General features: G+C 40.1%; 23 protein-coding genes and 1 riboswitch. Of the genes, 21 read left to right on the top strand and 2 right to left on the bottom strand.

What is annotated here, in order from left to right; all coding sequences use genetic code 11:
- The first annotated feature begins 608 nt into the window (after window positions 1-608).
- The 9 genes from IRB43_RS13055 (at window position 609) to IRB43_RS13015 (ending at window position 8,221) form a co-directional block, all read left to right on the top strand.
- Window positions 609-1,022: an acyl-CoA thioesterase gene (locus IRB43_RS13055; protein WP_203363923.1), complete on the top strand. Its 414-nt coding sequence runs from the start codon at window positions 609-611 to the stop codon at window positions 1,020-1,022.
- Window positions 1,023-1,988 carry an ACP S-malonyltransferase gene (gene fabD, locus IRB43_RS13050; protein ID WP_203363922.1) on the top strand — a complete coding sequence of 322 codons (966 nt, stop codon included), beginning with the start codon at window positions 1,023-1,025 and terminating at the stop codon, window positions 1,986-1,988.
- Between the two features lie 57 nt (window positions 1,989-2,045).
- Complete coding sequence (gene fabG / locus IRB43_RS13045) at window positions 2,046-2,795, top strand: 3-oxoacyl-[acyl-carrier-protein] reductase (protein ID WP_203363921.1); 750 nt, start codon at window positions 2,046-2,048, stop codon at window positions 2,793-2,795.
- Between the two features lie 12 nt (window positions 2,796-2,807).
- Window positions 2,808-3,101 carry a phosphopantetheine-binding protein gene (locus IRB43_RS13040; RefSeq protein WP_203363920.1) on the top strand — a complete coding sequence of 98 codons (294 nt, stop codon included), beginning with the start codon at window positions 2,808-2,810 and terminating at the stop codon, window positions 3,099-3,101.
- A 1-nt stretch (window position 3,102) separates the two neighbouring features.
- Window positions 3,103-3,597, top strand: coding sequence for a 3-hydroxyacyl-ACP dehydratase FabZ (gene fabZ / locus IRB43_RS13035; RefSeq protein WP_238942004.1), 495 nt, complete (start codon window positions 3,103-3,105; stop codon window positions 3,595-3,597).
- Between the two features lie 45 nt (window positions 3,598-3,642).
- Window positions 3,643-4,758 carry an aminomethyltransferase family protein gene (locus tag IRB43_RS13030; RefSeq protein WP_203363919.1) on the top strand — a complete coding sequence of 372 codons (1,116 nt, stop codon included), beginning with the start codon at window positions 3,643-3,645 and terminating at the stop codon, window positions 4,756-4,758.
- Between the two features lie 16 nt (window positions 4,759-4,774).
- Window positions 4,775-7,189, top strand: coding sequence for a beta-ketoacyl-[acyl-carrier-protein] synthase family protein (locus IRB43_RS13025; protein ID WP_203363918.1), 2,415 nt, complete (start codon window positions 4,775-4,777; stop codon window positions 7,187-7,189).
- A gap of 19 nt (window positions 7,190-7,208) precedes the next feature.
- Window positions 7,209-7,613 (top strand): holo-ACP synthase, encoded by a 405-nt coding sequence (acpS, locus tag IRB43_RS13020; RefSeq protein WP_203363917.1) that lies wholly within the window; start codon window positions 7,209-7,211, stop codon window positions 7,611-7,613.
- Between the two features lie 65 nt (window positions 7,614-7,678).
- Window positions 7,679-8,221, top strand: a complete 543-nt coding sequence (locus IRB43_RS13015) for a hypothetical protein (RefSeq protein ID WP_203363916.1) — start codon at window positions 7,679-7,681, stop codon at window positions 8,219-8,221.
- A 326-nt stretch (window positions 8,222-8,547) separates the two neighbouring features.
- On the opposite strand, the gene IRB43_RS13010 is transcribed toward IRB43_RS13015, so the two are convergent.
- Entirely contained in the window at window positions 8,548-9,822 is a 1,275-nt protein-coding gene (locus tag IRB43_RS13010) for an MDR family MFS transporter (protein WP_203363915.1), read from the bottom strand.
- A 94-nt stretch (window positions 9,823-9,916) separates the two neighbouring features.
- Window positions 9,917-10,477: a biotin transporter BioY gene (locus IRB43_RS13005; protein ID WP_203363914.1), complete on the bottom strand. Its 561-nt coding sequence runs from the start codon at window positions 10,475-10,477 to the stop codon at window positions 9,917-9,919.
- 107 nt (window positions 10,478-10,584) lie between these two features.
- On the opposite strand from IRB43_RS13005, the gene bioD reads away from it, so the two are divergent.
- From bioD to IRB43_RS12945, 12 genes are all read left to right on the top strand, one after another.
- The gene (bioD, locus tag IRB43_RS13000; protein WP_203363913.1) at window positions 10,585-11,316 is read left to right on the top strand and encodes a dethiobiotin synthase; all 732 of its coding nucleotides are present in this window, start codon (window positions 10,585-10,587) and stop codon (window positions 11,314-11,316) included.
- Entirely contained in the window at window positions 11,294-12,646 is a 1,353-nt protein-coding gene (bioA, locus tag IRB43_RS12995) for an adenosylmethionine--8-amino-7-oxononanoate transaminase (RefSeq protein WP_203363912.1), read from the top strand. The genes bioD and bioA overlap by 23 nt, the downstream gene beginning before the upstream one ends.
- 411 nt (window positions 12,647-13,057) lie before the next feature.
- Window positions 13,058-13,200, top strand: a riboswitch (cobalamin riboswitch).
- 119 nt (window positions 13,201-13,319) lie between these two features.
- Complete coding sequence (locus tag IRB43_RS12990; RefSeq protein ID WP_203363911.1) at window positions 13,320-14,291, top strand: ABC transporter substrate-binding protein; 972 nt, start codon at window positions 13,320-13,322, stop codon at window positions 14,289-14,291.
- Window positions 14,254-15,315: a FecCD family ABC transporter permease gene (locus IRB43_RS12985; RefSeq protein WP_203363910.1), complete on the top strand. Its 1,062-nt coding sequence runs from the start codon at window positions 14,254-14,256 to the stop codon at window positions 15,313-15,315. The genes IRB43_RS12990 and IRB43_RS12985 overlap by 38 nt, the downstream gene beginning before the upstream one ends.
- Entirely contained in the window at window positions 15,312-16,781 is a 1,470-nt protein-coding gene (locus tag IRB43_RS12980) for an adenosylcobinamide amidohydrolase (RefSeq protein ID WP_203363909.1), read from the top strand. Before IRB43_RS12985 ends, IRB43_RS12980 begins: the two co-directional genes overlap by 4 nt.
- Window positions 16,782-17,762: an adenosylcobinamide-phosphate synthase CbiB gene (gene cbiB, locus IRB43_RS12975; protein WP_203363908.1), complete on the top strand. Its 981-nt coding sequence runs from the start codon at window positions 16,782-16,784 to the stop codon at window positions 17,760-17,762.
- A complete protein-coding gene (gene cobD, locus IRB43_RS12970) occupies window positions 17,719-18,777 on the top strand; it encodes a threonine-phosphate decarboxylase CobD (RefSeq protein ID WP_203363907.1) in 1,059 nt (352 codons plus the stop codon). Before cbiB ends, cobD begins: the two co-directional genes overlap by 44 nt.
- A complete protein-coding gene (locus IRB43_RS12965) occupies window positions 18,759-19,343 on the top strand; it encodes a bifunctional adenosylcobinamide kinase/adenosylcobinamide-phosphate guanylyltransferase (RefSeq protein ID WP_203363906.1) in 585 nt (194 codons plus the stop codon). Before cobD ends, IRB43_RS12965 begins: the two co-directional genes overlap by 19 nt.
- Window positions 19,340-20,836 carry a cobyric acid synthase gene (locus tag IRB43_RS12960; RefSeq protein ID WP_203363905.1) on the top strand — a complete coding sequence of 499 codons (1,497 nt, stop codon included), beginning with the start codon at window positions 19,340-19,342 and terminating at the stop codon, window positions 20,834-20,836. The genes IRB43_RS12965 and IRB43_RS12960 overlap by 4 nt, the downstream gene beginning before the upstream one ends.
- Complete coding sequence (locus IRB43_RS12955) at window positions 20,833-21,630, top strand: adenosylcobinamide-GDP ribazoletransferase (RefSeq protein ID WP_203363904.1); 798 nt, start codon at window positions 20,833-20,835, stop codon at window positions 21,628-21,630. The genes IRB43_RS12960 and IRB43_RS12955 overlap by 4 nt, the downstream gene beginning before the upstream one ends.
- Complete coding sequence (locus tag IRB43_RS12950; RefSeq protein ID WP_203363903.1) at window positions 21,588-22,214, top strand: histidine phosphatase family protein; 627 nt, start codon at window positions 21,588-21,590, stop codon at window positions 22,212-22,214. The genes IRB43_RS12955 and IRB43_RS12950 overlap by 43 nt, the downstream gene beginning before the upstream one ends.
- Window positions 22,166-22,603: a bifunctional adenosylcobinamide kinase/adenosylcobinamide-phosphate guanylyltransferase gene (locus IRB43_RS12945; protein WP_203363902.1), complete on the top strand. Its 438-nt coding sequence runs from the start codon at window positions 22,166-22,168 to the stop codon at window positions 22,601-22,603. Before IRB43_RS12950 ends, IRB43_RS12945 begins: the two co-directional genes overlap by 49 nt.
- Window position 22,604: the final 1 nt, after the last annotated feature.

Below are 22,604 nucleotides of genomic sequence, written 5' to 3'. Positions count from 1 at the left end.
AAATAAAGTTTTGATTTTTCGAGAAAATAGAAAGGTGTGATCCATTATTATTCAACACAATAAAAGATATCTAGGTTATTTTCCTTTGCTCTATGGATTGTTGATCTTTGTTATGTTGTTTAGGATAGATCAGATTGCATTCGAGGATTTCTTTCCAATGTTTACGCTTATTCCTTTCGGAGTATTATTGATGATAATTTATTTGTTTTTATCGACAGCTCAATCGAGGTGGATATTGCTGCCAGCGGGAATACTCATTACTTTAGGCGCAATATTTCAACTATTTATTTTTATAGATATTTTAGAATATGCGTGGGTTGGCATACCTATAGCCTTGTTAGCAGGCTACCTTTTGTTAAGATGTTCTGGAGAAAAAAACAGAATAACGAATCGTATATTTTTTATAATTATCAGTGTCAGTTCCGTCGTTGTATTATTAATCTTGTTACAATTAATTGTCAGCAATATAGCTGTATATGTTATAGGGTTCCTGTTTTTAAGTATAGGATCTTATATTCTACTTTTTAACAGATGAATATCTTTGATAATAACATTGGAGTTTTTATCATAAATATTTTTTCGGTATAAAATAGGGTGGTGTGTGTAATATGAGAAAAACGATGATAAATACAGAAGTATTATTTCATGATTGTGATCCAACTGGATATACTCATAGTTCTCAACACTTTCTGTGGTTTGAACAAGGAAGAATAAAATTACTAAAAGAAGCCAATATTAATCTTAGTTTAGTTAAAGACTTTAATTTTATGACAGTAGAGAGCTATTGCAAATACAAAAATGCTATTAGATTTGGTGATCTATTAGTTGTTGAAACGGTATTAAAGCAAACTGAAATAAATAGAATAATTGAATTCGATTATAAGATCAAGAAGAGGTTAGGTGGAGCTGAAGTAGCTAATGGTAAAACGAAGCATGTCTTAACAAATATGGAAGGGAAATTAATTCCAAAAATTCCGGTGACAATTAAAGATAAATTAATGAGATATTTAGAAGGTGAGTAAATGAAACAAGCATTTATGTTTCCCGGGCAAGGTGTCCAAAATGTAGGTATGATCAAAGACTATTTTAGTAGATATCATTCTGTTTTTCAGCCTTTATTCGATGAGTCTAGTAAGATATTAGGCTTTGATATTAAAGAATATATGTTTAAAGGTCCTCAAAAAATCTTAGATCAAACTGAAATAACACAGCCCTCTATTTTAATTGCAAGTGTTGGAATATCTTTATTATTAAAAGAAAAAAATATTGTTCCTGATATTGTCGCCGGACATAGTGTTGGTCAATTTTCTGCACTAGTTGCTGCGAATGCGTTGACATTTTCGGATGCTGTAAAAATGACCTATCTTAGAGGAAAATGCATGAGTTCAGTCGAACGAGAAGGAGCAATGATCGCTGTTCATTCAAAAGATATAGAAAAAATAGAGGAAGTTATTCAGTTTGCCCATGAAAATACTGTTGATATTGCTGCGTACAACTCGCCTTTTCAAATTGTAATTTCCGGTGAAAAAGATAAGTTACAAGATTTACAAATGATTCTCTCTCAAAGGGAAGGCATTGTTATTAAACCTTTAAAAGTAAGCCAAGCTTTTCATTCTAGATTAATGGAAGCTGCGGAGTATCAGTTTTTACAAGAGGTGGATTTAAATGTAGTAAAAAAACCAACTATTCCTATAATTTTAAATAGTAAAGCGGATGTTTCTACATCAATAACAGAAATAATTGAAGATATTAAACTTCAATTTACCCAACCTGTATTATGGTCTGATACAGTTCAGAAGATGTCAAAAGAAGGTGTAAGTATCTTTACTGAGGTGGGGCCGGGTAAGGTATTATCAAAATCATTAAGGAGTTTTGATCTAAATTACACCTCTTTTTCAACTGACGCATTGAGCAACTTTAAAAAATTAATAAAGACAAATTTAGTAGAGGATATTTCTACTAATGAAAAAGAATTATTAAATATTTAGTAACTATTTGTTGAATAGATAAAGAAGAAATAATAATTAGAATGGGGGGACATGTCTTTGTTTAATGGTAGACAGATCGTTGTTATTACCGGTGCATCACAAGGGATTGGAAAGGCAATAGCAAAAGAGTTTGCTAATTATGATGAATTAACTATTATTGCTACTTATAACAAGAACAAAGAAAGTATGGATGAGCTTATTCGAGAGATTGATGAGATAGGGCAGAAAGTTTACGCTTACAAAGTTGATATTGGAAATGAAGAAGAAGTGAAAGAGTTTTTCAAAAATATTAAATTGAATTTTGGAAAAATTGATATCCTTGTCAATAATGCAGGGGTTACAAATGATGGATATGTTTCAATGATGAGTAGCAAAAAATGGGATGAAGTAATCGGTATCAATTTACGCGGTACTTTTATTTGTACAAGGGAAGCGGTAAAGCAAATGATTAGCAAAAAATGCGGTTGTATTATAAATATTTCTTCAACAAGTGGTGTTTTTGGTTCAAAGGGACAAAGTAATTATTCTGCTTCTAAAGGCGGAATCATCTCGTTTACTAAGAGCTTAGCTTTGGAGTTAGCAGAATATAACATAAGAGCAAATGTCGTAGCACCAGGATATATAGATACAAATATGACTAAAGTCCTTCCTAAAGATATGGTAAAAAATATACTCGAAATGATTCCATTAAAAAGATTTGGTACTCCTGAAGAGGTTGCTGGAATTGTGGCATTTTTAGCATCCAAAAAGGCGAGTTATATTACTGGTAAAACTTTCACTGTAGATGGTGGTTTAATCAATGGATAGGGGACATGAAATATGAATGATATCAATAAATTATTGTATCAAGCTAAGAAAAGAGTTCAGTTAACAAATTCTCTGAAAAAACTAATCATAGAGGCGCTAGATTTAGATATTGCCTTGGATTTTATTACAGATGATCAACCAATCTTTGGACGGGGATTAGGCTTGGATTCGATTGATGCCTTAGAATTATTTATTGCCCTTGAGGATAAATACGGTGTAACGATTTATGATGATGATGTAGAAGTATTTTCTTCCATTAATAAACTTGCTGATTACATTGAGAAACATGCAAAGGAGGAAGAATGACTTGAATAAATCTCTGAATATAACTGACATATTGAGAATACTTCCCCATAAATGGCCTTTTCTTTTAATTGATAAAGTAATCAATATTGAGCCTGGAAAAAGTGGGATTGGTATTAAGAATGTAACCATTTCAGAACCTTATTTTGAAGGTCATTTTCCTGAATTTCCAATAATGCCTGGCGTATTGATTGTAGAAGCAGCTGCTCAAGCAGCAGCAATAGTATATGCTGCCGGGGAAATAGAAAGAATTACGAAAGAAAGAAGGGAAGGGCGAGAGCAACTTCTGTTAGAAGATTCAAAAGAGAGCACATTCTTAGGCTATTTGTCTTCTATAAAGAAAATGAAATTTAAAAAACCCGTGGTACCAGGAAATCAAATGCTAATAAAAGTGAAAATTGGTGCTAGTTTAAATGGCTTAACTCAAGTCATCATCTCAGTTACAGTAGAAAAGGAAATCGTAGCTGAAGGAGAAATTATTATTGCCAGAAAAAAATAGCTTTACGTCAGAATATTTTTATTTATGTTGAAGGAGACGAGAAATTTGAATAAAACATTGAAACTCCCGTCTTTTACCAAGAGTATTTTTGATAATTATCAGTTGGTAGATAAAGGTGGATACGGTGTTGTACACAACTATAGAGATGTAGAGGAAGAATACGCAGCTATTCGTAATAAAGCGGGCATATATGACGCTACAGCGAATGGGTTATTTAAAATCACTGGAGATTCTTTTTTAGAATTTACAAATGAGTTGATTACAATTGATATCGAGTTTTTGGACATAGAGAAATCGGTATTCACATTGATGTTGGAGGATTCTGGAGACATTGTTGATTTAGTCACTTTATATTTAGATGAGGATCATATTCTTTTAGAAACTTCACCTGAAAGACGAGAAATTATTTTTCAAATGCTGAATGAACATAATTCCAAACAACAAGTAGAAATAGAAGATTTATCTGAAGAATTTGCTATTTTGCAAGTTGAGGGGCCTTTAGCTTGGAAGGTATGTGAAAAATTAATTGATTTTGAAATATCCGCTCTACCTTTCCAGTCTTTTTGTAAAACAGAGATTGAGGGTCAAAGTACAATGTTGGCTCGGACTGGTCTTACAGGAGAGTACGGATACAAAATATTTATTAGGTCTGATCAAGCTAACGGACTAGTAAATTTCTTATTGGATCAGCAAGAATCAGATGGTGATGTAATATTAGTTGGACATAAAGCATTGAGCATCACAATGCTAGAAATACGCCAACCAAATATTGAGTTTGATTTGAATGGCTTATCTGTCTTTGAAGCAGCTGTTGAGTGGTTAATTACTTCTAATAAAGAATATTTTATTGGGAAAGAGAACTTAATGAATAAACAAAGAAAAAATCACAGCAAAGTAGTTGTCGGATTCTCAGTAGAAGAGAATATTGGAATACAGCGTGGGGATGTAGTGCTTATGGATAAAATTGTTGGGGAAATTATCCAGATAGAATATAGTTATAGTTTAGGAAAATATATAGGCCTGATCCTTATAGCTAAGGAAATAGGTGTTTCAAATTTAACGATGGACGTAGTAATTGAAAGATTGAACTGTCCTATTCAACTGAAAACAATTTCTTCTCCATATGTAGTTCCACTGTCGTGGACAAACAAAATAACTTAATAAAGGATGGAGGAATATGTACATAAAACAAGAAATAGCCGTTACAGGTATGGGAATTATTTGCTCGAATGGACAAAATATTCATGAATTTTCTAGAAATATTAAAAAGGGTGTATCTGGGATTAGTCTTTCATCATTCAATAATGATGATTTCGAAGGGCTTTATACAGGAGAGATAAAGAAAATAAACCAAGAAATTATTGAGAAGTATAGCTTAGATCACTTGGATGATATTTCGAAATATTCTTTAATCTCAGCTTATGAAGCATTTAATATGTCAGAATTGGATTATTCTAAATTAGATCCCTATCGGATAGGGATTTTCTTAGGTACATCATTAGGTGGAATAATTAATGGAGAAAAATTCCTAAGACAGTGGCTTGAAGAAGGAATTGAAAAGGCGGATGGGTCTCTCATCAATCATTATCCTTTACACTCGCCCTCTGATGTAGTAGCTTCAGCGCTGGGAATAAAGGGACCAAAAACAACCATTTCAAATGCTTGTGCTGCTGGTTCAAATGCTATTGGAGTGGCTTTGAATTATATTCGAGCCAATATGATTGATGTTGCTTTGGTAGGAGGAGCTGATCCGCTTTCTAAACTATCCCTCTCAGGTTTTAATAGCTTGAATGCTTTATCTAATGGACAATGTGCTCCATTTTCAAAAAGTGACGGAATTAATATCGGTGAAGGTGCTGGGTTTCTGGTTCTTGAAAGAAAGGATAAAGCGAAACAAAGAAATGCCCATATTTTAGCTGAAGTATATGATTATGCATTGTCAGCTGATTGCTATCATCCAACAGCTCCTGATCCAGCAGGTTCGGGTGCCTTACAAGCAATGAGGGCAGCTTTAGAAAATGCGAAAGTGAAACCAGAAGAAGTTTCGTATATCAATGCTCATGGAACAGGAACATTAGCAAATGACATGTCTGAACCAAAAGCCATACGTTCATTGATGAAAGAGAATATCCCATCAATCTCTTCCACTAAATCAATGACTGGGCATATGCTGGGGGCTGCTGGAATTGTAGAGGCGATAACAAGTATATTAGCCATACGAGAAAATATGCTTCCGCCAACGATTAACTTTGATTTCAGCGTAGCTAAATATAACATGGACTTTGTACCTAATCGAGCCAAATCCGCTAAAGTAGATATTGTTCTATCCAACTCATTTGCTTTTGGAGGGAACAATTGTTCTGTTCTGCTAGGGAAATATAAAGAAAACTTAAATTGTACACAATCTTTTCCAGAACCTAAAGTAGTGATAACTGGTATTGGAGCGATAGCTGGAAACGCTGAAAATATTGATGAAGTTTTTCAAGTTCTATCAGGTGAAAGAGAGGCTCTATTGAATAGAAATTATGGAAAGATTAATGTCTTTACAGGTGAAATAGGTCAAATTAAATATGAGAAATTTATTAATCCAAGTTATGTCAGGAAAATGGATAAGCTGAGTAAACAAGCAGTTCTCACTGCTAAACAAGCACTAACTGATGCAGAGCTGAGATTTAATAAGAATAACAGTGAAAGAGTAGGATTAATTTTTGCTACTGGAACAGGCCCACTGGAAACAGTTCATTCATTCTACAAAAAAGTACTATTAGAAGGCCCGCAAAAGGCAAGCGCGAAATTATTTCCAAATACCGTAATGAATGCTGCTGCTGGGCATATTGGGATGAACTTAAAAATCAAGGGTCCCACATCTACTATATGTGCAGGTGGTGTTTCAGGAATTAATGCTCTATATTATGGGAACTTATTGATCAAACAAAATGTGTGTGATCAGGTAGTTATTGTAAGTTCTGATGAATTTAGTGAAACATTGTTATTAGGTGCATCAAGAATAAAAGATTTTTTATCTGCCAAGAGAGCAAGACCATTTGATAGGAGAAGAAGCGGTTTGAACTTAGGCTCTGGCAGTGTGGCAATTATTCTTGAAAATGAGGAAATCGCAAAAGAAAGAAATAAAGAACATTATGCTTCTTTATCTGGATTTGGAATGACAAGTGATAACGCGCGTAATGGATCTATTGACTCGAAAGGATCATCTTGGAAAAGAGCGATGGAATCAGCACTGACAAATGCGGGGTTAGTACCTGAAGAAATTCAATTAATATCTTCAGCTGGATCTGGACATAAAATAGATATTTTAGAAGCGAAAGTGATTGATAGTGTATTTAATGATAAGGTCATGGTTAATGCAACGAAATCATTATTTGGAGAAACACATGCCACTGCTGGTATGTTAGGTGTACTAGATGCAATTAATGCATTTTCAGGTACAGTCTCTGGTATTGGGAAAGAGTTAGATTCATTATTAGAGTTAAATTATGTAACAGAACCTTTATTCAATCAAAATATACAAAATGTATTCATCAATGCCTATAGTTTTGGGGGAAATTATCAATCTTTAATCCTGAGTAAATAATGGGAGGGGAATATAAAGTATGGCGATCGGGTTAGGAATTGATTTAGTTGAAATAGATAGAATAGAGGTTTTATTAGAAAGAACTTCAGGGAAAGTATTAGAAAAGGTACTACATCCTCAAGAATTGGAATTATATGATCAACTAGAACAGAGTAAAAGAAAAACGGAATGGTTCGCTGGAAGATTAGCAGTAAAGGAAGCAATTAAGAAAGCCATAGGATCCGGAATACAAAATAAGTTGCGATTAATAGATATAATTATAACAAATGACAGTTTTGGTAAACCAATAGCAACATTTTCTAACCATATAAAAACAATATACGAAGAATATCAGATAGAAATTTCTATTACTCATTCAGAAAAGTCTGTAGCTGCAATTGCTATTCAATATCCTGCAAAAACCGTACATGATCATATTAGCTAAGATAACAAAGGGTTATATTAGAGGGAGTATCAATTTAGAAATCTTAAGGTCATGGAGGCGAATAGATGCTTACTAAAATAAGATCTTCTAAAGAGATCATATTCGAAATGTTACTAATTTCAGAGAATAGAACAACTGATATTTTAGAAATCATAACGAATGAAAAAATATATCCAGTTGTATTAAATCAACAGGAAGCTACAGATATTTTTAACGAAAAAATAAAAGATGAGGCTCGTAAGGGTAAACATGTTATTTTACGAGAAACCTCTTTGTATACTAGGGATACACATCGTGTTGTTTCTGTTAACTCAGGGTTTATTTGTAAAGAATATGTACCGCCAGAACTTTATTTAGGGATTATCGGTAAAGAAAAAGGCATCGGAGAAATAATGGCGGGAATGAACATAAATTCTTCTAGGAGAATTTTACAAAAAGGATGGCGTAGCGAGGATAGTTTAGTTGACATATGTGATAAAGGCTTCTCTAATAACTTTGGAACAGTTGAAACATTAATACCTTTTAAAAAATATGAACTAATGTTTGCGGGGTATGCCCAACCAGGAATTTACTTAATAGAATACTATAATCCTTATGTTTTAAACTGATAACCGAAGGTGCAAAGGTTTTTTGAGAATTTTTTCAACAGAGCAGCACCGATATGTGTGAAGTCCAATTTCATTTTTTGATACGGCTTTCGATTGAATGAAAGTAGAAACAGGCTGACTATAGCTTTGGTTTTTAGGGTGGGAAAAATATCAGACATTTTTCATTTATCCAGCATTAATGGGGTTGCAAGACCCCCACCTCAACATGGCAGAAGCAAAGCATACATGCAAGTGGGGAACCCCCCTTTTACACCTATGCCCAAAGCATGAAAAAGTCACAATCTTATCGCATGTAAAACCATACTAACATTAGTATGGTTTGTCTATTATTCCACTGAGTTAATTACTCGCTGCCGCTCATATTTTATAAACATATAGTAGTATACGCCAGCACTGATAAGAGAGAGCAAGGCTAAAATAGTAAACGTCCATAAGTAGCCAAACCAAACGGTCATTGGGATAGAGACGGGTGCGATCGTTCGGCCGAGCGTGTAGCGCAGGCTAGCCGCCGCAAAATATTGTCCGCGCATATCTTCTGGAGCGAGCTTAGAAATGAAGCTTTGCTGAAGCCCGACGATCATTAATTCACCGAATGTGAAAATTCCCATAGCTAGCACCAGTCCCCAGAACCAATTTGTTAAGCCGAACATCCACATGGATAATGCATATAGAATAGAAGAGAAAGCAAATACATTTTTTTCCGGATAGCGAGTTGCCCATTTAGAAATTGCAACAGTCATTAAGGCGACAAGCAGTCCATTTTCTGAGATAAGCAAGCTGAAGGCTTTTTCACCTGTAATAGTCAAGTTCCAGTTGCCTATGGAAAAAATGGATTGCACATCGATGACTTCTTTCGTATAAACAGGGATCAATAAGTCCAACTGCATAAATGTTTGCGAACTTAAGATGCCAGCGATAATAAAAAGCATAAATAGTTTGTCGCTAACAATGATTCGGTAATCCTTTATTTGAGCTATGATGACAGCCCACCATGTTTTTTCTTTTACTGAGATTTCTGCCTGAGTATCCGGAACAGTTTCCTCCGTCCATTTAAATAAAATAAATGCAAGAGTAAAACAGACGAGTGCGGCGAATAGCATTAATTCAAAGCGATAGCTGAAAAAGAAGATGCCTCCAAGGATCGGACCGAGCACGACAGCTATATTAATCGAGGTGTAGAAAACAGCAAATACGTCACTTCGGTCTTTTTCTTCAACGACATCCGCAATCATTGCTTGACTTGCTGGCCAATAAAGCGATCCAAACACGCTGGCGATAGAAAAGGCGATAAAGCCGAGCAGAGCGGATTGATACGAAGGAGAGTTAGCGAAAGCAAAAAGCAGAAAGGAGAAGCCTTGGCCGATGGAAGCAAGAATCATCATATACTTGCGGCCGAAGCGGTCGGCACAATATCCGCCAATTAAATTAGCTACGACGGAAAATACTTGAGAAAGAATGAGTAGCAGTCCTGCTTTACCTTTACCAAACGCCTCCGCAAAATAAATCGCGAGAAACGGAAAAAACATCCAAAATGTTACATTCATAATCCCTTCACCTAATAGACGTACCTTTAAACTTTGATCCCAATCCCGAATTCTCATCATTTCACTCCCAAGCTACCAATATATTTCTACTATACAGAGATAATGAGAAAATAAAAAGAGGTTCTGTCTCCGTTGGAAACAGAACCTGGGATCAGGCAGTTCGAATATTTCGTTGTTTTAACGCATTTCTCAGTTTGGGCAAAGTGATTAAAGAGGCAATGATGACAATAGTATCGAGTGGAAGATAGGCGGCCATCCATGTCCAAGCCACCGCATAACTGAACCCTTCAGGAGCGTCAGCCCACCATTTAAAAGCGGCATACATAAAATTGGTGCCAATTCCATAGTTGAGCAGCAGAGTGAGTAGCCCCGCATAGAGATAGTTCGCTTTTTGATTGCTGTGCTCAAGGCATTTTCCAACGGCATAAGCGACAAAAATAAAAGAAATGATGAAGCCAAATGTCGGACTTAATACACTTGCAGGCCCTCCTTTAAATTGAGCAAATACCGGGGCTCCAGCTAACCCGATAAACATATATGTGATCATCGACCAAGCACCTAAGCGGCTGCCTAATAATCCTCCCGCCATCATTGCAAACATTAATTGCAGCGTCACCGGAACGCCACCAATTGTTAAAAATGGTGATACATTGGCTCCCACAGCCATTAAAGCAGCAAATAAAGCACCTAGCACAATTTCATTCGCTTTCATGTAAGCGATCCTCCTTTTTTTAAAAAAAATATAATTGTCTAATATTTTTTCATATGTTAACATTTTTGTAAATACAGTTAACAAATGTTTTAAGGAGGGTAACATATATGTCTGGAGTGTTTTTGACAGGAACGGATACAGACGCCGGAAAAACGATTGCTACGCTTTTGTTGACCCATGCGCTACGGCGAAGAGGAGTAGATGCTTGTCCTTATAAGCCGGTGCAAAGCGGAGCGGAAGAAAGAGACGGAAAGCTTATAGCTCCTGATGCGGAGGTTTATCATTTACTGTCAGAGCTTAAAGATCAAGAATTATCTACATATTTATATAAAATGGCCAGTTCGCCTCATTTAGCCGCTGAACAAGAGGGAGTGGCTATTCCGATCGAAGCAGTACGGACAAACATTCAAGAGAAAGCAAGCCAAAAAGAAATAGTGCTCGTTGAAGGGGCAGGTGGACTGTACGTCCCTCTTACTCGCAGCGGATATTGCATGATTGATTTAATGGAAGAATTAAAGTTTCCGGTCATTATCGCTGCTAAAGCGAGTTTAGGCACCATTAATCATACGATGATGACGGTTGAATCATTGAAAAATAGAGGGCTGCATGTAGCCGGTATTATTTTATCAAGTACGGTACAGGAAGATGAAGCGATAGAGAGTGATAACCGGCAAATGATTGAACAGTTGACAGGCGTGCCGATTATCGGAACGATTCCTTTCATTCCAAACATCTCGAACTATTTAGCCGATGAATCAGCCCGTTCAGAAATTACGAAAAATTGGAACATTAAATCGTTACAGGAGGTACTTGCTGATGGATACGAAAAGACTATATGAAATTAGTAAAAATCATATGTGGCTTCCATTTACTCAAATGAAAGATTATGAGGAGGCGCCGCTCATTATTGAAAGCGGGGAAGGAATCAAGCTCAGGGATATTCATGGCAAGGAATATTTAGACGGCTATTCTTCCCTTTGGCTCAACGTTCATGGCCATCGCCGCCAAGAAATCGATGAGGCGATCAAAGAGCAGCTTGATAAAATTGCGCATTCTACCTTGTTAGGAGCGGCTAATGTTCCATCCATTCAACTCGCCGAAAAATTAGTGGAACTGACACCCGAAAATTTAACGCGTGTCTTTTATTCCGACAGCGGAGCGGAGTCTGTAGAGATTGCGATTAAGATGGCATATCAATATTGGCAAAACAAAGGGGTTACAACGAAGACGAAATTTGTGACCATGTCTAACGGTTATCACGGGGATACGGTAGGAGCGATCAGTGTTGGAGCGATTGATATTTACCATCGCGTCTACAGCTCGTTAATGTTTAACTCTTATGTCGTGCCATTTCCTGCTGTGTATCGCCATCCGTCTGGCGATGAAGAAACAGTGAAACAAGAATCATTGTCGGCTATTCGCCAATTGTTTACAGAGAAACATGAAGAAATTGCAGGTGTAATGGTGGAGTCGATGGTGCAAGGGGCAGGCGGAATGAATATGATGCCACCAGGTTATTTAAAAGCATTGGAAGCACTTTGCCGCGAGTTTAATATTTTACTTGTTGTGGATGAAGTAGCCACAGGCTTCGGTAGGACAGGAAAAATGTTTGCTGTGGAGCATGAAGGTGTTCAACCGGATATTATGACGATTGCTAAAGGAATCACTGGAGGCTACTTGCCAATTGCGGCAACAATGACGACGGAAAAAATGTATGAGGCTTTTTATGCAGATTATACGGAGATGAAAACCTTTTTCCACGGTCATTCTTATACAGGTAATCAACTTGGCTGTGCCGCTGCTTTAGCGAATTTGGAGGTTTTTGAGAAAGAATTGTTAGTTGATCAAGCGGCCAAAAAAGCGGAATATGTGAAGGAGATTCTAGCGGAAATCGCTCAATTGCCTCATGTTGGGGATGTTCGTCAACTTGGTTTGATGTGCGGGATTGAGCTCGTACAGAATAAGGAAACGAAAGAACCGTTCCCGTGGGAGGAGCGTGTTGCATATAAAGCAACGTTGCGAATGAGAGAGCTGGGGATGCTGACAAGACCGCTCAGTGATGTCATTGTCTTTATGCCGCCGCTCGCTACTAGCTTTGAAGAACTCACACAAATGGGACGAATTATGAAACAAGCGATTGAAGAAATTCAGCTTGTTCAGCAATCATAAAAAATCCGCAGAGTTGATCTCTGCGGGTTCTTTCATCTTCAAGCGGATTCATCCAATCCATTCGCCGCTAAAGAGCGTCTGCCGCTTTAGAATTTACATACTTGCGTCTTGGCCGGTACCTTGTTTTGTAAAGTGATTGCTAGGAATCTTGTCTACTTTTGATGCGTCATGAGAGTGTAGGACTTGACGTAAACCAAATACTAGGTAAACCCCGATAGCCATTAACAGAATGAATAGTCCGATAACGATTACCAATTTCATATATATTCACTCCTTTCTATTTATGGAAAACATACACGCTACTATTCTATCTAATATATATAGAAAATTCAAACTTACCTTCATGAATCTTCTAAGAAAAAAATAGAATGGAAGTAAGGGTGAAATTGTGTATAATTAACCTTAACAAATACTACATATGCTTGATCAGGTGGAGCCGTTATGAAGCGGCTTCTTAAAAGGGTAAGCTGGTGCAAGTCCAGCGCGGTCCCGCCACTGTAAGCGAAAGAACGAATTTCGCAAGCCAGAAAACCTGCCTGCATCACAGCACCGGTAACCTACGAGGATAGGGTGGTGTGAAAGAGTGGATTTCGCTCTTTTTCACTGCACCTCTCTGTTTGTAGAGGTGTTTTTATTTTTTTCATATAAATAATGAAAGAGGAGAACAGACAATATGAACAAAGTATCGACTTCTATTTTATCTATGCTGCTAGCAGCGGGCGTATTAGCTGGCTGCGGCGGAGAGAAAGCAGCTCCAGAAAAGGAGAAAACGAATCAGCCGAAAGAAACACAACAAGCGGCATTTCCAGTGACTATTAAAGATGGTCTAGGTAAAGAGGTTGTGATTGAGAAAGACCCTGAGCGCATTGTTTCACTTATTCCGAGCAACACAGAAATCGCTTTTGAACTGGACTTAGATAAAGAAGTTGTTGGTGTAACGGACAATGACAACTATCCAGAAGAAGTAGCGAAAATCGAAAAAGTGGGCGGCATGGAATTCAATGTTGAGAAAATTATTAGTCTTGATCCGGATCTTGTGTTGGCTCATGCGTCAGGTGCCCATAATTCCAAAGATGGCTTAAAGCAATTAGAGGATGCTGGCATTGAGGTGCTTGTTGTGAATGATGCTCAAAACTTTGATGAAGTGTATGAATCAATCGAAATGATTGGGCAAGCGACGGGCAAAGCAAAAGAAGCGGATGAAATCGTTGCTGATATGAAAGAAGATGTAGCAGAAATTGAGAAACAAGCAGAAGTAATTACTGAGGATCAAATGAAAAATGTGTTTGTAGAAGTCTCACCAGCGCCAGAAATGTATACGCCAGGAAACAATACATTTATGAATGAAATGCTTGAAATGATTCATGCGAAAAATGCTTCAGCCGACTTAGATGGCTGGCAACCAATTACAGAAGAAGCGGTCATTGAGAAAAATCCAGATGTAATCGTGACAACTTACGGCTATTATACTGAAAAACCAGTAGAGCAAGTGTTAAGCCGTAAAGGGTGGGAAAATGTTTCAGCGATCAAAAATAAAGAAGTGCATGATGTCCATTCTGACTTAGTATCTCGTACAGGTCCACGTTTAACAGAAGGATTAGAACAACTTGCTGAAGCGGTTTATCCGGATGTTTTTAAGAAGTAAAATTTCCGCTTATTTGATGTCTGTTGTTTTTTTTATCATAGCGGTATTAGCCGGTATCTCGATCGGAACGATGCACGTTCCGATTCGGGATATCGTCTTCTTATTATCCCACCATTTTTTTGGCACATCGATTAATGGTATTGATCCTTCTTTTGACAATGTCGTTTGGAAGATTCGCCTGCCGCGCGTATTGCTAGCTGGATTAGTTGGTGCATCTTTGGCAGTCGCTGGTGCGGCGTTTCAAGGGTTGTTGCGCAATCCGCTCGCTGATCCTTACACGTTAGGGGTATCGTCTGGTGCATCGGCTGGTGCAGTGATGGTACTGTTTTTTAATCTTCAGCTTCCTTGGTTTGAACAATTCACCTTGCCGATTGTGAGCATTTTTGCCGCTATTGGGACGATTTTTATCGTTCTCTTATTTGCTCAAACGATTGAACGGTCATTAAAAGTAGAGACGATTATTCTCACAGGAATCATTTTCAGTTCTTTTTTAGGGGCGATTATTTCCTTAATGATTGCGCTTACAGGAGAGGAGCTACGTCAAATCATCGGTTGGCTGCTCGGGAGTGTTTCGATGAGAGGATGGGATTATATTCAGTTGATTTTCCCGTTTTTCCTGATTGGGACGCTGTTGTTAGTCATCCATTCGTCTGAATTAAACGCGATGACGTTTGGCGAGGAGAAAGCGCAGCATTTAGGTGTGGACGTGCGAAAGAAAAAATTGCTCATTTTGGTTGCCGGTTCGATTTTAACGGGAGCAGCGGTGGCTGTTTCAGGGACGATCGGCTTTGTTGGCCTCGTTATTCCTCATTTGATCAGGTTAGTGTGGGGGCCGGATCACCGCCATTTACTGCCATTATCTATATTCATTGGCGCTGGCTTTTTAATTTTAACAGATTTAGTGTCACGAACGATTATTTCGCCGACAGAATTGCCGATCGGTGTCATTACTTCAGTGATTGGCGCACCTGTATTCGCCGTAATTCTACTTCGTAAGCAAAGGAAAGGGAGGGGAGCAGCATGATTCGTGTAGAACACATTGTTGGTGGCTATGGTCATAAACCGATCGTCCAACAGCTTTCTTTTTCCGTACAAAAGGGGGAGTTGTTTGGGATACTAGGCCCTAATGGCAGCGGCAAAACAACTTTAATGAAAATGCTGAGCGGTGTCGTCCCGATCCAAGCGGGAGAAGTCACGATTCAAGGGAGAAAACTGAGTCATTTTTCTCCAAAAGAATTAGCGAAAGTGATTGCGGTGCTGCCGCAAGACACCTCTTTGCCCTTTGCGTATACGGTAAAAGAAACGGTCTCTCTTGGACGCTATGCTCATCAAAGCGGGCTGTTTCCGGTATGGAGGAAAGAAGATGAAGAGGCCGTGCAGCGAGCAATGGAAGGAACGGGAACGAAGCATTTTGCCGATACGCCTCTAGATGCGTTATCTGGCGGTGAGCGGCAGCGCGTGTATTTAGCGCAAGCACTGGCGCAAGACCCGGAAATTTTGTTGTTAGATGAACCGACAAACCATCTTGACCTTTCGTTTCAAAAAGATTTACTCGATTTGTTGAAAAAGATGACTAGAGATACAGGATTGACGGTGGTTTCTATTTTTCATGATTTGAACTTGGCCTCGCTTTACTGTGATCGTTTGCTGATGATGAAGGCGGGACGCATTCATAAATTAGGTGCGCCAAGCGAAGTGTTAAAGGAAGAACATATTCATTCCGTTTATGAAACCGCTGTGCAAAAACGGCCGCATCCAGAAGTACCTAAACCTCAAATGAGCATTATGCCGCTAAAAATTGAGGAAGATGAGACGCCAGTTGAAATTGATAGCTCGCTCATTCGGCAAAATGAAGCCTTTATCGCCTTAGATTCACCGATTTTATTAAAAACTTTATCAGCAGGAGTGATCGGAGCTGGTTGGGGCTGGCATCGAAGTTTTGTGAATCGTCATGTGGATAAAGATTATAACCATGATGACTTTAAAGAAGAGATGAAGCAATTTCTGAAGGCTCATGATTTTGATGTGAATGAGACAGTCGGTATGATGACAGCGGTGGATCTACAATACGCTGCACATCAGTTTATTGAACAAGAGGAAATGTCTGTACTGGCTGTCGTAACTGCGGGTGTTGGCAATGCGGTTGACGTGTCACGAGCGATCAAATATGAACGGATGATGCAACCTGGGACAATTAATATATGGGTCTTTGCCAACGCTTATCTATCGGATGAAGCGTTTGTGCAAGCTGTGATGACGGCTACAGAAGCGAAAGTGAAAGCGCTAATGGAACGAGGAGTCACAGATCCGCTCACTGGTACACTAGCTACAGGTACATCAACGGATAGCATCTTAATTGCAGCAACCCAGCGCGGGGTAAAGCAAGATTTTGCCGGAACGATCACACCGATTGGCCAAGCGATTGGAAAAGCAGTGTATGAAGCAACCATTCAAGCGCTTGAAAATAATCAGGGGAGGGGGGCATTATAATTGCTTTATCATTTATTGGCGATGACGCTCGCGTTGATTATTGACCGCTTGATTGGAGATCCTCCTCAATGGCCGCATCCGGTTCGCTGGATCGGTTCATTGATAGCGTTTTTAGAAAAGCGGCTCAATAAGGGGATACAAAGAAGGCAAAAAGGTGTATGGATGCTGCTAGCTGTTCTACTGGTCACTGGAGGCTTGAGCTTGTTGCTGATTTCATTAAGCTATGTCATTCACCCGATCGTTGGCGTGTTAATTGAAGCGATCATTATTTCTACGACGATTGCTTGCCGAAGTTTAAAGGAAGCGGGAGCAAGTGTTTATGAACCGCTTCAGGCAGGCGATTTACAAGAAGCACGAGTCAAATTATCCTATATCGTTGGCCGTGATACAGACAACTTAGACGAAGCAGATATTACGCGCGGCGCGATTGAGACGGTGGCGGAAAACACGAGTGATGGCGTAACGGCTCCGCTTTTTTGGGCTTTTCTTTTGGGAGGCATGGGAGCGATGATGTACCGGGCTGTGAACACGTGTGATTCGATGGTCGGTTATCAAAATGAGCGTTACGGCGAATTCGGTTGGGCTTCCGCTAAATTCGATGATATTGTCAACTGGTTCCCTGCTCGTCTAACTGGCTGGCTGATGGTCTGGTCTTATCCAGAAAGTGACTACTCCAAAAAGCAAGTGTGGTCGATTGTCCGCCGCGATGCGAAGAAACATCCAAGCCCAAATAGCGGCTGGTGTGAAGCGGCAGTGGCCGCCCAGCTAGGCATTGAGCTTGGCGGAATGAATACATATAAAGGACAAGTCTCTCATCGGGCGAAAATGGGGGAACCGTTACACGAAAAGAAAGCAGCCCACATTTTGCTCGCAAACAAAATTATGCAGCGGTCATCGTTATTATTTTTACTCACTTTGTGGATAGGAGGTCTGCTTTATGAACTTGCCCGCACATGGGGCGAATCCGGCTTATTTATATGAAAAAATGAATCTAGCTCGGCCTGCTCGCATCATTGATTTTAGCGTCAATACAAATCCGTATGGGCCTCCACCATCGATAAAAGCAAAATGGAGCGAGTGGCTTTCAGCCGTTGTTGATTATCCCGATCCAGAAGGGCGATCGTTGACGCAGTTGCTGGCATCTCAAAATGATGTCACCACTGATCAAGTGCTTCTTGGAAATGGAGCGGCAGAAGTGATTCAATTCATTGGTCAGCATTTGCAAGGGAAACGTGTAGGAATCGTGCAGCCGGCATTTTCTGAGTATGAAACAGTTTGCCGGACGTATCAATGCCACTTGGAGTTTCTTCGTTTTGAGGACGAAGTGGAACGAATGATTGCAGCGGCAACAGAACTATCCGCTTTATTTATTTGCACACCGAATAATCCGACGGGCTTAGCTTTTCCGAAAGAGAAACTTCTGTACCTTTTAGACAGCTTAAAGGAAAGCTCATGCTTGGTGATTGTGGATGAAGCTTTTTATGACTTTGCTGGGTCCTTTACATTTGCTCCTTATTTGCAACACTATCCACAGCTTATCATTTTGCGATCTTTGACAAAAATGTATGCGATCGCAGGGCTGCGAGTCGGTTATGCCCTTTCTTCAAATGAAGTAATCCACAAGCTGGCTCGCTTCCGGCCGCAGTGGAATGTGAATGCCTTAGCTTTGCTTGCCGCGGAAACAGTGTTAGTTGATCAAACATTTGTCGAAAACACGCGCCAGCGCATTCAAGCAGAGCGTGAACAGATGTTTGAATTTTTAGAGAAAGAGGGCTTCTGCTTTACTCGTTCGATCGTTAACTTCTATTTGTTTCGTGACCCAACACAATCCGATCAGCGGCTTTTGCTTGACTTTTTAATGAAAACAGGGCTGGTGCTACGCCATACATACAATTATCCGACCTTAAACGGCCGATGGCTTCGGGTAGCTGTGAAAACAAAGGAAGAAAATGATCAACTGAAAGAGGCGCTTCTAGCATGGAAAAAGCAAAGTTAACCCTTATTATCGGCGGTGTTCGCAGCGGAAAAAGCCGTCTTGCAGAAGAGCAAGCAGTGAAGACGGCCAAACGGCTAGGAGGCAGACTTCATTATATTGCTTGCGGAACAGTGACAGATGAGGAAATGGCTCAGCGTGTGAGGCTTCATCAAAAGCAGCGGCAACAAGCGGATATCGCTTGGACGACTTGGGAACAGCCAACCCAATTAGATCAATTATCCGATCGGTTCAACGCTAACGATGTGATCTTGGTTGATTGTTTAACCACTTTAGTGACGAATGAATGGTTTTCAAGTAGTCATGATGAAGCGGAATGGGAGCAACCTGTCTTTCATACAAAGATCAAACAGCGAGTGATCGCAGAAGTGAACAGTCTGAGGCAAGCGGCGTCTGAGGTAATCATCGTTTCCAATGAACTGGTCTTTGAACCGCTCTCATCTCCGCTCGTTTTCTTTTATGCGAAAACATTAGGGGAGCTGCATCAGTACTTTGTATCAGAAGCGGATACAGCCATTGTTGTAGAACATGGGTTTCCGCTACTTTTAAAAGGAGGGGATGAACGATGAAAGGCGTCATGCTTCAGGGGACGGCTTCCGATGTTGGAAAAAGCTTAATCGCTACCGCTCTTTGCCGGTTACTTTGGAAAAAAGGCTTTAAGCCAGCTCCATTTAAATCTCAAAATGTCTCAAATAATTCCTATGTGACGGCCTCAGGGAAAGAAATCGGCCGCGCTCAAGGGTTGCAGGCCGAAGCTTGCAGGCTCGAAGCGATTCCGGTTATGAATCCGATTTTATTAAAACCATCCGGCTCTGGCCGTTCCGAACTTGTTTTGCGAGGCGAGCGGCAACAGACGATAGCTGGCATGGCTTACCGTGAACACTATTATGAAACAGCACTGCAAGTGATTGAGCAATCACTCGATGAATTGAAGGGACTGGCTGACTTTCTTGTCATTGAAGGTGCGGGTAGCCCAGTGGAAATGAATTTGAAGAAGCGGGAAGTCGTCAATATGAAAGTAGCGGAAATGGCGGATGTTCCCGTCATTTTAATTGCCGATATTAATCGAGGAGGGTTGTTTGCTAGCGTTGTTGGGACGCTAGAACTACTAGAGCCACATGAAAAACAGCGGGTGAAAGGGTTGATCATTAATAAATTTCACGGCAATCCAGATTTGTTTGCAGAAGGAAAGAAATGGCTGGAGGAACGGACCGGTCTCCCGGTGCTGGCTGTGTTGCCGTACTTGCCTAATCATCAGCTTGAAGGAGAAGATTCACTATCACTGTCAGCTCGCTTTTCTTCACAAACACAAAAAGAGCTGGATATTGTAGCGATTAAACTGCCTTACGTATCGAACTATAGTGATATGGAACCATTCTTACTTGAAGAAGATACGAGCGTTCGCTGGGTCGATTCACTTGAAGCATTTGGTGAACCGGATGCAGTGGTGCTACCCGGAACGAAAAGCACGCTGCATGATTTGCAGTTTTTAAAAGAGAACGGATTAGCGGATCGCATCATTCAATTTGTGCAGGCAGGAGGGACGGTTGCTGGCTTATGCGGCGGCTATCAAATGCTTTGTGAGCAACTAAATGATCCGGATGGGTATGACGCTGGCGTGAAGGACTATGCAGAAGCTGGGCTTGGATTAATTCCAGGAAAGACGACCTTTTTTAATGAAAAAACAACGGTCCGTATGCAAGGGAAAGTAGCGATGCTCCCAATGATTGAGGTGAACGGCTATGAAATTCATATCGGCCAAACGGTAATAGATGATTCCGCGCCATTTATTATAAGAGAAGACGGCAGCGAGGAAGGATATTGCTCTAAGGATGGACATATTATCGGTACTTATATGCATCACGTCTTTCATAACGATGCGTGGCGTTCTGAGTGGCTGAACCGTTTACGCCGAAAAAAAGATCTGCCGCTTCGAGAGTTGAATATTATGAAAGAAAAGCAGCAAGCTTTTGATCAGCTAGCGGATCATTTAGAGAAGCACCTCGATTGGGTCGCCTTTACAGCAATTATTGATTCAGATGAAAAGGAAAAACGGCAATGAAGTGGAAAACTTATATTAATGGATTATTATTAAGCTTTCAATTTTTCACGATTGTTCCAATCCACCGGGCGCTGCCGATGGATGCTGTACATTTGCGAGCAGTATTGCGGATGTTTCCCTTGTTCGGTTTAATAAGGGGATTGCTGTATGCTAGTGTTTTTTTTGTACTCATTGAATGGTCACCGCTTTCTACCTTAGGTAATGCTTTTCTGTTTTGGCTGTTGCCGATCGTTTGGACAGGAGCCTTGCATTTAGATGGTTGGATTGACACGAGCGACGCCTTTTTCTCGTATCGAGATCGTGAGCGGCGGCTCGAAATATTAAAGGATTCCAGAGTCGGCGCTTTTGGGGTGCTTTCACTCATTGTGCTGCTCGCTGCTCGCTTTCTTTTCTTTTATGAAATCATCGCAGCTGGTCGTAGTGAGCTTGCTTGGTTCGTCGCCTTCATCCCATTTTATAGCCAAATGACGATGGGATTATTACTAAATGGTGTGCCGCCGGCTAAAAAAGAAGGGCTTGCTTATTATTTTCAGCAAGGAAAGGATGCAACTATTGGACTTCGTTACAGCGTATGGCTTACTGTTATTAGTGCGATTGTCATTTGGTTCGGCGGTGATCTTGCTTTATTTCTTATTTTTTTGATCGTGACAGGTTTATTCTTCGCCTTTGCGCGGCGCGGCACAATGAAGCATTTTGGCGGGATTACCGGGGATGTGCTCGGGGCCAGCTTGGAAGGAGTGGAAACAGCATTATGGATGACGTTGTGGTTATTGGTCTCTATCGGCATGGGATAACGACAGACAATGAACGAAAAGCGTTCAGCGGCTGGACGAACTCGATGTTAAGTGAACGGGGAATACATGATTTGCATACAATTCAGTCGCTTATTCCCCAGTATGAAAAGGTCATTGCCAGCGACCTGCAGCGCTGTGTCGATACAGCAAGTATTCTGTTTCCGAAAGCAGAGGTTGACCTTTGGTCGGAGTTTCGGGAAATGAACTTCGGAATATTAGAAGGAAAACGGCATCAAGAGCTTGAACATTTAGAGGAATACACGGCTTGGGTGAATGATCCGTTTACAAGCTTTTTGCCGGAAGGAGAGTATTTTCATGAGTTTGGCAGTCGCATTCTCTCCGCCTGGAACAAATGGATCGATGTAATGGAACAACATGAACTGAAACGCGGAGCAATTGTCACTCACGGCGGTGTCATCCGCCATTTATTAACGGAGTTCGCTCCAGAAGAAAAGCAGTTTTGGGAATGGAAAGCAGACAACGGTCGCGGCTATGAGCTGACTGCCTCTCTTTCTGCATTAAGGAGGGGTGAGCGATGCATTTCATTACAGGCGGTGCCTTCAATGGAAAAAAGCAATGGGTAATCGAAACATACGAGCTGCAAGCGAATCCGCATCAGTGGGTATCATTTTATCAAAAACAACAACCAGAATGGACGGAAAATTTCACCGTGCTTGAAGGAATCGAAGGCTATATTAAGCGGCTCGTTGAACAAACGAAAGATGCCCAGCAAGCAAGGAAGCAATGGATACAAGATATGCAAAACTGGCTGGAGTGGGAGAAAGAAGAGCCTGGCCGAAAGCTTGTGTTAATCGGTTCGGATATTACAAAAGGCATTGTCCCGATCGAGGCAATAAACCGAATGTGGCGTGATGCTGTCGGCTGGTGTTTTCAAGAAGTGGCGAAACAAGCGGAACAAGTAACTGCTATTTCATATGGCATCCCGCAAATTTTGAAAAAACAGGAGGAATAAT

Origin of the sequence: Bacillus sp. REN10 (assembly GCF_016820555.1) — a bacterium.
Classification (GTDB): domain Bacteria; phylum Bacillota; class Bacilli; order Bacillales; family Domibacillaceae; genus Bacillus_CE.
This window is presented reverse-complemented; position numbering and strand designations above follow the sequence as displayed.

Bases quoted from the DNA above. Each gene is read 5' to 3' on its own strand.
- bioD (WP_203363913.1), top strand. From the start codon at position 10,585: ATGTCTGGAGTGTTTTTGACAGGAACGGATACAGACGCCGGAAAAACG.
- IRB43_RS13025 (WP_203363918.1), top strand. From the start codon at position 4,775: ATGTACATAAAACAAGAAATAGCCGTTACAGGTATGGGAATTATTTGC.
- IRB43_RS12955 (WP_203363904.1), top strand. From the start codon at position 20,833: ATGAAGTGGAAAACTTATATTAATGGATTATTATTAAGCTTTCAATTT.
- IRB43_RS13055 (WP_203363923.1), top strand. From the start codon at position 609: ATGAGAAAAACGATGATAAATACAGAAGTATTATTTCATGATTGTGAT.
- IRB43_RS12990 (WP_203363911.1), top strand. From the start codon at position 13,320: ATGAACAAAGTATCGACTTCTATTTTATCTATGCTGCTAGCAGCGGGC.
- IRB43_RS13040 (WP_203363920.1), top strand. From the start codon at position 2,808: ATGAATGATATCAATAAATTATTGTATCAAGCTAAGAAAAGAGTTCAG.
- IRB43_RS12980 (WP_203363909.1), top strand. From the start codon at position 15,312: ATGATTCGTGTAGAACACATTGTTGGTGGCTATGGTCATAAACCGATC.
- IRB43_RS13010 (WP_203363915.1), bottom strand. From the start codon at position 9,822: ATGAGAATTCGGGATTGGGATCAAAGTTTAAAGGTACGTCTATTAGGT.
- bioA (WP_203363912.1), top strand. From the start codon at position 11,294: ATGGATACGAAAAGACTATATGAAATTAGTAAAAATCATATGTGGCTT.
- cobD (WP_203363907.1), top strand. From the start codon at position 17,719: ATGAACTTGCCCGCACATGGGGCGAATCCGGCTTATTTATATGAAAAA.
- IRB43_RS12965 (WP_203363906.1), top strand. From the start codon at position 18,759: ATGGAAAAAGCAAAGTTAACCCTTATTATCGGCGGTGTTCGCAGCGGA.
- acpS (WP_203363917.1), top strand. From the start codon at position 7,209: ATGGCGATCGGGTTAGGAATTGATTTAGTTGAAATAGATAGAATAGAG.
- IRB43_RS13005 (WP_203363914.1), bottom strand. From the start codon at position 10,477: ATGAAAGCGAATGAAATTGTGCTAGGTGCTTTATTTGCTGCTTTAATG.
- IRB43_RS12945 (WP_203363902.1), top strand. From the start codon at position 22,166: ATGCATTTCATTACAGGCGGTGCCTTCAATGGAAAAAAGCAATGGGTA.
- fabD (WP_203363922.1), top strand. From the start codon at position 1,023: ATGAAACAAGCATTTATGTTTCCCGGGCAAGGTGTCCAAAATGTAGGT.
- IRB43_RS12960 (WP_203363905.1), top strand. From the start codon at position 19,340: ATGAAAGGCGTCATGCTTCAGGGGACGGCTTCCGATGTTGGAAAAAGC.
- IRB43_RS12950 (WP_203363903.1), top strand. From the start codon at position 21,588: ATGGATGACGTTGTGGTTATTGGTCTCTATCGGCATGGGATAACGACA.
- IRB43_RS13015 (WP_203363916.1), top strand. From the start codon at position 7,679: ATGCTTACTAAAATAAGATCTTCTAAAGAGATCATATTCGAAATGTTA.